General features: G+C 49.8%; 12 protein-coding genes. 6 read left to right on the top strand and 6 right to left on the bottom strand.

Features of this window, described 5'->3' with window-relative positions; translation table 11 throughout:
• The 4 genes from VE954_RS29425 to VE954_RS29410 all read left to right on the top strand — a co-directional run.
• The coding region (locus VE954_RS29425; protein ID WP_324959680.1) for a hypothetical protein at positions 1–736 on the top strand (736 nt) is incomplete at its 5' end.
• Positions 733–2,028, top strand: coding sequence for an ATP-binding protein (locus VE954_RS29420; protein ID WP_324959678.1), 1,296 nt, complete (start codon positions 733–735; stop codon positions 2,026–2,028). The genes VE954_RS29425 and VE954_RS29420, both read left to right, overlap by 4 nt.
• A 132-nt stretch (positions 2,029–2,160) precedes the next feature.
• On the top strand, positions 2,161–2,619 hold the full coding sequence (locus tag VE954_RS29415) for a hypothetical protein (RefSeq protein WP_324959676.1): 459 nt from the start codon (positions 2,161–2,163) through the stop codon (positions 2,617–2,619).
• A 101-nt stretch (positions 2,620–2,720) separates the two neighbouring features.
• Positions 2,721–4,910, top strand: coding sequence for an ATP-binding protein (locus VE954_RS29410; RefSeq protein ID WP_324959674.1), 2,190 nt, complete (start codon positions 2,721–2,723; stop codon positions 4,908–4,910).
• 664 nt (positions 4,911–5,574) lie between these two features.
• Here VE954_RS29410 and VE954_RS29405 read toward each other — a convergent pair.
• The 3 genes from VE954_RS29405 to VE954_RS29395 all read right to left on the bottom strand — a co-directional run bounded on the left by VE954_RS29405 (position 5,575) and on the right by VE954_RS29395 (position 7,020).
• On the bottom strand, positions 5,575–5,880 hold the full coding sequence (locus VE954_RS29405) for a hypothetical protein (protein ID WP_324959672.1): 306 nt from the start codon (positions 5,878–5,880) through the stop codon (positions 5,575–5,577).
• Positions 5,881–6,000: 120 nt separating this feature from the next.
• Positions 6,001–6,252 (bottom strand): hypothetical protein, encoded by a 252-nt coding sequence (locus VE954_RS29400; RefSeq protein ID WP_324959670.1) that lies wholly within the window; start codon positions 6,250–6,252, stop codon positions 6,001–6,003.
• A gap of 21 nt (positions 6,253–6,273) precedes the next feature.
• Positions 6,274–7,020, bottom strand: coding sequence for a CPBP family intramembrane glutamic endopeptidase (locus tag VE954_RS29395; RefSeq protein WP_324959668.1), 747 nt, complete (start codon positions 7,018–7,020; stop codon positions 6,274–6,276).
• A gap of 455 nt (positions 7,021–7,475) precedes the next feature.
• Between VE954_RS29395 and VE954_RS29390 the strand changes: the two genes are divergently transcribed.
• The gene (locus VE954_RS29390; RefSeq protein WP_324959666.1) at positions 7,476–8,204 is read left to right on the top strand and encodes a hypothetical protein; all 729 of its coding nucleotides are present in this window, start codon (positions 7,476–7,478) and stop codon (positions 8,202–8,204) included.
• Positions 8,201–8,491 carry a hypothetical protein gene (locus tag VE954_RS29385; protein WP_324959664.1) on the top strand — a complete coding sequence of 97 codons (291 nt, stop codon included), beginning with the start codon at positions 8,201–8,203 and terminating at the stop codon, positions 8,489–8,491. The genes VE954_RS29390 and VE954_RS29385 overlap by 4 nt, the downstream gene beginning before the upstream one ends.
• Here the strand turns inward: VE954_RS29385 and VE954_RS29380 are convergent.
• From VE954_RS29380 to VE954_RS29370, 3 genes are all read right to left on the bottom strand, one after another.
• Positions 8,483–8,848 (bottom strand): hypothetical protein, encoded by a 366-nt coding sequence (locus VE954_RS29380; protein ID WP_324959662.1) that lies wholly within the window; start codon positions 8,846–8,848, stop codon positions 8,483–8,485. The two genes, VE954_RS29385 and VE954_RS29380, sit on opposite strands and share 9 nt — an antisense overlap.
• A 228-nt stretch (positions 8,849–9,076) precedes the next feature.
• Entirely contained in the window at positions 9,077–9,508 is a 432-nt protein-coding gene (locus tag VE954_RS29375; protein WP_324959659.1) for a response regulator, read from the bottom strand.
• Positions 9,509–10,067: 559 nt separating this feature from the next.
• Positions 10,068–10,263 (bottom strand): transposase (locus VE954_RS29370; protein ID WP_324955797.1); only part of this gene is annotated, 196 nt, incomplete at its 5' end.

Raw genomic sequence — 10,263 nt, 5'->3', positions numbered from 1 at the left:
CAAAGAAGGTCCGCGATTCAAACTGGGGATAAGTGCTTACGCTCTGGGCCACTCATATAGAGACCTTGACGATACCAAGGCCAGATTTTATTTAGAACTTTCGAAAAGTGAAGCATCCAAGGTCAAAGACAAAAGCACAGTTGGCGCTGCCTTGACCCAACTGGCAAGGATTGAGAACAACCAAGGTAATTATGTTGAAGGTGAAAAAAAGGCGGAAGAAGCAGCTCGCTTATTAATTGGCGAAGATAATCTCGACTGGTACGAAATAGCGCGCATGGTTCAGGCAAAGGCATTGATGCATTCAGGGCGATTGAAGGAGGCACTAACGGTCCTGGAAAAAGTTCTTCCAGCCATCCCTGAGCGGCAAGTGTGGCAAAAATCGGGATATGAAATTCAGTTTGAGATTTATGAAAAAATGGGTCTCCATAAGGGAGCCCTGGAAAGTCTGAAAGTTCTTCGGGATATTGAGAAAAAGGAGTCCAGTGAAAAAGAACAGGCGAACTTTGCCAAGGCCAAGGTGGATCTCGGCCTTCAGCTTGAGGAGCAAAAAAACCTCCTTTTGCAAAAGGAGAACGAACTGCAGGCTGCGCGGCTGAAAACCTCCCGGTACCTTCTGATCGCCGCCATTGCCCTTGGCATTCTGCTTGTGGGTGCCGTTGCCAGCACCTCTGGGCCCTTGCCAACGCCAGGAAAATTCAAAAGGCCAGGGAGAAGATTCAGATCATCCTTGATGTGATCGAGGAAGGCATCCTCACCATCAATCGGGATCTTCGTCCCGAGCCGGAATATTCGCGCTATCTGACCCGCCTTTATCCATCCCTCTTTCGAGGAGAGGAGGACGCGATCGACTGGCTTTTCCCCGTGGAAATGCTGGGCCAGGAGAGGCAAAGCATCATCAGGGAAACCCTCAGAACGTGCCTCGGTGAGGAGAGCCTCGCGTGGGATCTGAATGCCGGGCAGCTGCCTTCGGAAATCGTCCTGCCGGGAGAGATTCGAAGGAGCATTCATATCCTCTGGCAGCCCCTTTTCAGCAGTGAGGAGAGGATCAAGGGCTTTCTTCTGAGCCTTCGGGACATATCCGATCAGAAAAGGCTTCAGGATGAAGTCCTCCTGCAAAAGGAGAAATCAAAGGCTCTCGAGCAAAGGGTCCAGGAGCTCCTTCTCACACGCTTTCAGGATGCCAGAAGACTCATTGAGACACTGGAGGAGAGGCTGAAGGGAGCGGATGAGCTCTGGCTTGAGGCCGCCTCAAAACGCGACCTTCACACGAGGAAGGGCGAAGCCCGGACCCTTGGGCTCAAGGGACTCAGCGAAGCCATTCACAGCCTGGAAAGCGCCCTTGCCGAGGGAAATGCGGAGGTCATCAGTGAGGCCCTTAAGGTGCTTCGCGATGAGACCGGAGCCTACCAGTCCCTCATGCGGGATATGTTCATGAGCCGCTCCACGGGTCAGGAGAGCGCCACATCCCTTATGGATGTCGTCGCTCCCCTCCTCCCAGCCCTCAGAAAGCAGCTCAAGGAAGGGGGAATTCCGGTCCGGTCGATTGATGTCTTCGATGGTGTTGATGAGTGGCCGGCGGATGTGCTGGATGCCGTGCGGCAGAGTCTTCTCCATGCCCTCAGCAACAGTGCCGACCATGGCTACATTCTGCCCTCAAAACGCGGCCAGCGGCTTTCCCCTGCCGTTCTCAGAGTTGAGGCGGACACTGATTCATCAGGAAAAATCCAGGTCCGGGTTCGCGACTTCGGAGCCGGACTGAACATGGAAAAACTCAAAGCCATGGCAGAGGAGAAGGGTTTCAGGCCAGGTCCTGAGGAAACGGTGGCTGATGTTGTGTTCCTTGATGGCGCGACAACCGCTGAGACGGCCTCGGCCACCAGCGGACGGGGGGTTGGCCTTTCGGCGGTAAGGGCGCTTTGCCGGGACTTCAAAGGCGGCGCTCATCTTCTCGCCAATGATCAGGGCCAGGGCAGTCTGCTGGTCATGAGCTTTACGGCAACCAATGAACACCTGAAAAACATCGCGTGAGCCTGAAATCAAAATCAACGCTGCAGACCATTGCCATGATGCGGTCGACGGAAATACTCTTCCTTCCGGAGCAGCCTTTCGATATCCTTGATCCAACAATCAAGGCAGGTAAAACCTACCGATCAGGCGTCCATGGCCACCCATGAACCGGCGGGAAAAATTATGCGATTTTTGCTTTTGATCATGCTCTGGCTTCTGACTATGCCTCATGCTGCCATGGCAAACGACGAATCACTTGAGGGCATTCTGAAAAAGCCGCTCCTGACCAGGGCTGACCGTGACGAGCTTTTTCGGCAAGGCTTGGATGACCCGAAGCGCTTAATTCAGGGTATTCGTCTTATATGGGATCGGCCAGCCCAGGAACAGAGTGATTTTATAAAGGCGCGCACCGGATGGTTGATAGGTTTGTTTATGAACAATGTTTTAAAAGCGGATCAGAGATTGGATGCCGAGACCATTTTAAGAGAGACAGAGGATCTGACCGCTCGCAACAAGTTTGGGGTATCACTAAAGGAGATTCAGTTTTTGCGGCTCTACGTAGAGTTGATAAGAACCGAAATGAATTTTTTGATTTTAAGGATCGGCTTTTGACTCTGGCACATCAGATTGAAGATCCCTATATGAGGGCCAATCTCTTGTCCAATATGGCCTATCAACTCTCTTCGCGGGAGGCACAACATCAGGAGATTCCTGTGCTGATAACTGAAGTGCAGAAAATTCTGGGTAATCCTGACAGCATTGCTTCTCCAATTGAGGCGAAGACGTTTTCAAATATTGCTGCAGTATTGGGAAACCTGGGCCAGTTGTCGGAGCAGGAGGTTATAAATAAAAAGCTCGATGCGATTTGTGTTTCCATACGAATGCGCGATCTTTGCGCTGATGTGTACTACAATTCGGGGTATGATTTAATCGAGAAGGGTGATCCTGTTGCTGCTAATGCAGCCATTCCTTACTTTTTAAAAACACTGGATTTCGCTGAGCAGCTTCAGGATCCTGATCTTTTTGCTGCCTCGTATTATGGTCTCAATGAGGCTTACAATGGAGCAAAGCATTTCAAAGCGGCAATCCCCTATGGGAAGAAAGCAGCAATTATATTTGAAGAGCTAAAAATGCCAAAGTGGGCCGCTTCAGCTTTAAAGGGTCTGGCTCAATCCTATCGCCTGGATCATCAGCCGGAACTGGCGCTTAAAGCGGCAGAAAAAGCTCTGAAAATTTTGCCACCAGAGTTCAAACAAGATCTCCTGATGATTTATAAGGAGCTATCTGAAGTCCATAAGGTTCTGGGCCAATATGAGGAGGCTTTCAAATACCTCACGATGTTTGTCGATCTGCAAAAGGAACTCCTCACCGAGGATGCCAGTAAAAAATACATGCAACTGCGCAATCAAACACTTTCAGAGCAAAACCAGATGCAGGCTGAGCAAATCCAGCTTTTGGGCAAGTTCCGGATCGTTTCCATCGTGGCCGGCGGACTTGCGTTTTTGGTCTGTGGAGCACTCTTCATGGTTGGCCGTCAGGCTTCCGTGATTAAAGGAAGCCGGCAGAAAATGAAGGAGGTTCTCGATCATATTGAGGAAGGCATCCTGATGCTCGGTGAGGACCTTCGACTCAAAAGTGGATACTCACCACATCTGGATAAAATTTTCGCCAGAAAGCCCGACACACTTGCGGATACGCCATTTCTTGATCTCCTTTTCCCGGCCGACCTGGGCCATGCCGGGCAGGGCGCCCTTGCCAGGGAGACCCTTCAGGCATGTCTCGGTAGCGACGAACTGAGCTGGGAATTCAATAGCGCCCACCTGCCCATCGAGGTGCAGCATGGAGAGTCCATCCTCGCCCTTAACTGGCAGCCTCTCTTCAATGCCAAAGGGCTGATTACCCGCGTTCTGGTCTCTGTCCGCGACATCACCTCGCTGCGGGCTATCGAAAAAAAGGCGAAGGAGGAATCGGCAAGGGTCAGGCTAATGCAGAAAAAGCTGGAGGAGGTCCTTGGTGGAAAAATCCCCCGCATCCGCACCCTGCTTGCTGAATTGAGAGGGGAATGGTCCGGCCTTGGTGAAAGCGTCCTTCAGCCTGCACATCAGCCCACCGCGTTAAGAAGGCTTCATACCTGGAAGGGGGCGGCGCGAACGCTTGGTCTTAAGATTCTGGCTGGCGGCATCCATGAAATGGAATCGGCCCTGATCCCTTCTGCAGGGCTTCCGCCCTCACGGATCGAGGAAAGTTGGAAGGCTCTCAGCCTCTCCTTTGAGGACTATGAGCAGCTCGTGAATGCCTTTCAGATTAGCCATGGGGGCGTCGAGGCAACAGCGTCCGACCTCTATGCTTATGCCAATCTTTATGCTTCTGACATGAAGGAGCGTCTTGGCAGTGCCGGCTGTCCCCAGCAAGGCCTTATGGTTCTCGATCATGTTCTAAGCTGGAAGCCGGAGGTTCTGCCCGTCATCCATGAAATGCTTCTGCATGCCGTCGCCAATTCCATGGACCATGGCTTTATTCGCCCCGCTGGACGGAATGAGAGAGTCAGGCCGGCTCTGATTCAGATCGAGGCTCTGCCGCGTGGTTCTGAGGTTGAACTCAAAGTCACCGACAACGGAGCCGGCATCAACTGGTCTGTGCTCAGGAAAAAGGCCGCGGAGAATGGCTTTGTTCCAGGGCCCGAACAGACCCTCACCGATGTCCTTTTTCTCGATGGCGTGAGCACGGCCGAGTCCACGAGCGAAACCAGCGGCCGGGGCGTCGGCCTCAGCGCCATCAAAAGCATCTGCTCCGAGCTGGGAGGAACGATAGCCATGGAGGATGCCGAAGGCGGCGGAACGGTTCTTCGCTTGGAGTTTTCAGCCGAGGAGCTCACGACCGGATCCATGCGCAAGGCAGGATGATATAACCCGGAGCATGCCACTTGGCTGAATTCAGGCCGAAACCCAGATCAGCTTTTTATGCGAAAAAGCTCTTTCGAGGGCTTGATTCACAGGCTTCTGGCCGTCAAGGACGGCTCCACCACTCAGGACACCTCCGTCAATCTCAGCGGCAAGAGACTTGAAATGTGCATCCAGGTGCAAACTGGAACCGCTTGCCGGTAAATAGATTCAGCCATTCAGTAGAGTGAGTGCCTTTAGTGTTAAGCTTTTGAAGAAGCGAGTTGTTTTGACTGCCGGCCAAGTGTTTACTAAACCCCGTTGAACCAGCAGCTCAGAAGGCCTAGCAATCCAGGGCAAAGTTTCAATAGAATGGGAGTTAACTAAACTAAGTAAACACCTTTTGCGGTGAAAATTTTTGCTTTTCTTATGGTGGCCAATAGCATTCTTTATCGGTGTCCTTTTTAAAAATCATAGACCATATAAAGTGCCAAGGGTCTTGCGCCTGGATGCATGAACGCTCATTTCCCTAAATATGTTTACCATCCCCCAAGTTTACCACACAAAACCAAGCCATCTACAAAGCCTGACAGAAAGCAATATAACTCGCATCAGCATAACTCTTGCGTAATAAGAGCTGCTTAAACTAATTGCTTTAACAATTAAAACTGGAGTTGACGCGGAAAACCTAGAAGTGGTTTTCGCCAAGTGTATCGTTCAGAAGGAAGTGAAGTTCCTGCTGGTTTTCGGCAACGAAGGTTATGTTTTCCGGGCTGCATTTTTTCTCATAATAGCATTGGTCATAAATTACGAAAGACAGTGAGAGTTGATTGGCAAGATCGCCGTTCAATTTCAGGACTTTTTCAACATCAATCTGTCTCTCGACGCAGGGGTTTGGTCCCTTCTCTTTCGCAAAATCAATGTGGCGACATTTGGTGTTCTTGAGAATCTTTCCGTTTGGCGATTCGGTTTCCTCGGTATCGTTCTGCGTCACCGTAAGGTTTCCGAACCACCGCTCAATCGTCGCGAGAATTCCACTCTCACTCTGCGGCTGCTTAGTGTTCTTGACAGCTTGCTTATTGGCAGGCGTTCTTTGCACCTGCTGTTTGGCCTTTTAGTTCCGCTGATTCTTTGAAGCATGGCTCGTGTAGCCGCCACCGCTCGGGTCTTCAGGGCCCTGACCGCAGTTGGGTTCCGCGCATCCATGTATGTCGCCGATCGGCGATGAACCTGATATTGCGATAATGCCAGCGCTTTCATAAGGAATGCGACTGCCCGTGACCGCCACAGTCTCACTGCTGGTCTCCTGACCGTAGGCGTAGTGGGCAGAGAGCGCGAGGGCGATTGAAAAACTCAGATTCTTCATAGAGAAAACTCCTGTATTGAATCAGCGCAGGACCAACCTGCGATGTCGTATCAATTGATGGATGAAAATGAACAGCGCAGTGAACATGAGGACGATATACCCCATCATAAGATATTCATGCTGAATGATGAAAGGACGCCAGAGTTCATGACTGTTGCTGAGCATATGCACTATGATTGCAGCCCTCAGCCCCAGTATAAGATATGTTGCAGCTGCAATTAGACCGAAAATGAAGGTGATTGCAACGGTTGGAGGGGGATAGATATCAGCATGATTGAGCGCAAAAATCCCGGCAGAGAACACAATCGCCCAGGGCTTTCTTATGATCAGCATGAGTCCCCCGAGGATCCCCACGCGAAAAATGATCTCCTCCAGCACGGGCGCAGCGACGATTGGCCAGAGATTACCGATCATGCTTTTCTGCGGAGACCAATCATGCAGCTGACCGGCATGCTCCAGCTCGGGCATCATTGCCGGATTGATTAGCGTGATGAGATTTGTAATTACGGTGGTGCTGATGCCGTAGAATGCCATGGCGCCCACGAGAAAGAGAAAGATCCCGCCATATTCAAGCGGGGAATGCTCAGGCTGATGCGGCTTGATGCGCCCTATCGCGACGATGGCCCAGATTGCAATCGCATCAATTGCCAGCCATGCAGTGTAGCGCCAGAATATCGGCGAAGGGCGCCAGCCGGACAGTTGAATCAAGTTACTGCAAATTAGGCTTGCAGCTATGATTGTGAGCATAATCACATGATTTTTCTTCATTTCGTGGCCCTTCGTACTGGATACGAGCTGAAATGTATTGCCCACAAGATGCCTCGTCAACAAGTAGCTTTCGCTCAAATGCAATATCCGTATTCCATGTTGATATAACTAAAATCGGCCATCAGGAAATCATTGGATTTCTTTTCGCCTTACTTTGGTAAGGGCTGCGGCCCCGTAGGGCCGCAAACGGAATTGCAATTCGTTTGGTAGGAAACGCGGGAGTCCAGGAATTAGCCACCTTTCCACGATCGAATTGCTCCAACGATAAAACCTTCTCAATGCAGGGCTTTCAGCCCTCATGCTCACGATTTTCAACCAACTTGCACCGAACACCTCCGTTTTCGCTCTAACGGCTCAAGCAATCAAACGTAACCAGTAAACCCAATTGAACTTATTGGCGGCCGCTGATAATTTCACGACGACCGCTAACATTGATGGGAATTGGAGTAAGTCGCATGGACTTAATAGATGAGGTCGCCGAACTGGTGCGCGATTACCGAGGGACGCACGAAGGTCGCTCCATGTCCTGGCTTGCAAGGCGTTCCGGCGTTCCATACTCCACTGTGAGGGGTATTCTTCAGCGTGAAGTCAGGGACACAAAAACTGAGAACGTAGTCGCTTTGCTATCGGTTTTTATGAGTCACAGTGATATCATAGATTTACTGAGGAGACATGGCAGAGACGCCAAACTCAGGAATATGTACCAAGCTCAACGTGACTACCAATTCCTTGAAGGTCCGAGCTTTGAATGGAAAAACCCAGATCATGCAATTGTCGCTTTAGCGTCTACCAGATCCGGAATAACACACGAGCGAATCGAAGTTCTCTTTGGAAAGGAAACTGGAGCAAATCGCCTCGCAGCGCTCCTTGATAGCGGGGTACTCCGTGAGATTAACGGAAGGATAAAATCCTTCTCCGAAAATTTCACAGACCCCAATCTGAATTCGGTAGCGAGGCAAATAGAAGTTCATGCGCAGGGCTGGCATTCATCACAAATTGAGAAAGGCGGATTCAATGCCATCAAGAGCCATGACTTGTCGAACGATTCTTTCGAGAAGATCAAGGATGTAATGCGAACTGCGCTTGACAGCATCTATGAAATCGTTGAGCAGGATAAAAACAACAAGAAAGATGTTGTTATGCTCTTAAACTTCCTTTGCTCAGTCTACGAGGCAGAAAAATGAGATACACAGCAGCTCTGTTCATGCTCGCGGTTACGAGTATCAATGCATTTGCTGGGCAAGGATCCGGTGGCGGACTCGGAAAAACTCTGGTTGAAATGGAACTTTCAGTAATGCCAGTAGACCATCGCGAAATGCTTCTCCCTGCCGATGACATGAGAAGACTTAAAGCAAGGCTATCAGTATCTGAAGAAGCCGATGTCTTGACGGATGAAGGCCTTCTAGTCGCGAAGAGACACAATGAAAGAATCATTGATTCTTCTGAAACGATTGAATTTATCTCAAATTGAATCGACGGAAATCCTTACCGCTGTCCAGCTTGTCGGATCATGGATGCGCTGATGTATCTTGGAGGCATCGTTGACTGGGTTACTGATATGCTTTGAACCATCATGCACCATGGTGTGGACAGCCCAGCGCCAGCCAGGAGTCGGTCCCCGTTCCCCATATGCTTGCCGCACATGCTCCCGTATCTCATCCAATGCTAATGCTGCACGTTCCATGCGAGCCCTGGTTTCAGGTGGCTGCGGAGTGTCGAGCCCCGGTTCATCCAGGGTCAAACTTGCCATTTTGGCATCCATCATCACGATGGCGTCCTGGATTTTTGTGAGGCCTTCCGCACAGATTCGATCGACAGCAATGGTCATACGTTGAGATCTCCAGGAATAAAAACATGAACTGCCCAGGCGGCCTCCAAAGATCAGGATAGTACTTTATTTCGATTATTGCAGTCCTTCAGTCAGCAAATAGCCGCCCCTTGCCTGCTACTCTATTGCCAGCGTGCGTGGTTGAATGCATTCGGGGTTGTGATGGAGTCACCCGTGAAGCAGATGCCGCCGCTTCAACCAATCGCCGCCGTAAACTTTCATTTTCTGCTACTGATGTAAGTACACAGATGGATCAAAACCATTATTAACCGCATTTCCATCAAGATCAGCCAGGACTCTGACAAGTCGGAGAAAAAGCTGGATATTGACCGGTTTGTCAATGTGGGCCTGAAAGCCTTCAGATAAAGACTTTTGCTTAACTACAGGATTGGTGCAAGCCGATACGGCTATGGCCGGGGTTTTTCGATCTTCATAGACCTCAATATTTCTCCGCAAGGTACGGATAAGATCGTGTCCATCCCTGTGCGGCATTGAAATATCACTTACGATAACGTCCGGCTTGAACTCCAGAATGGCAACCAAAGCCCGGTCCACCGATTCCTCGACTCTGACAATCGCTCCAGCTCCGTTTAAAATCCAAAACAGCATGATTCTATTGTCCTCAAGATCATCCACTACCAGAACTTTTGTGGCTTCCAATATCCGCTGCTTTTCCTTCTGAATGGGTGACGCGAAAAATTCCGACGACGTCCCTGAACCGGACGGTTCCGACTCCTGCATCTTACATGCTCCAGCTACGCATGAAAAAATTATATTGCTTTGCTTATACAGGATTATGCATTGACTGGCATAAAGGTAAAATTAACCAAAGGCACAAACCGAATAGGGAGACCAGACCAATTAATGATGACTTTTTTCGTCGATCGGTCACAAGTAATCTTACATTTTTCGCTGCCCCTGCTTTTTTATTGCGAGACGCGCATGGTGAATGCACTCAACATTAACCTTTAAACCATGACTGACTGTAATCGTGGAAAATCCATCCGAGTAATGAGCGTGAGTGTCGTTGCGAAGAAGTTTAAAACCATGGTTTCTTAGAAATTTCACAAATTGATTTTTGTTCATGAAATACCTTTCTTTCCAGGGACACATCCATGGCAAGCATAACAACTGGCGATGATAATTTCATGTGAGTCAGGATTGAAGAAAATCTTATATCGCTCTTAGAGCTGGTTTAAAAAGTTGCCAGTCATTGTTTTCAAGTCAACCGTCGCAGCATAAGACGGATCATCCCTATATATACAAAGGCTTCGCTTGACGAAGGAAGCCTCTCATAATCCTTGCTCAACCGCCGATTCCTTCCAAGCCATCCAAACGTTCTCTCCACGATCCATCTCATTGGCAGAACCTTGAATCCTTTCTCGTCGTCCGAACGTTTGACAATTTCAAGAATA

The organism is Oligoflexus sp., assembly GCF_035638955.1.
Taxonomy (GTDB): Bacteria; Bdellovibrionota_B; Oligoflexia; order Oligoflexales; family Oligoflexaceae; genus Oligoflexus.
This window is presented reverse-complemented; position numbering and strand designations above follow the sequence as displayed.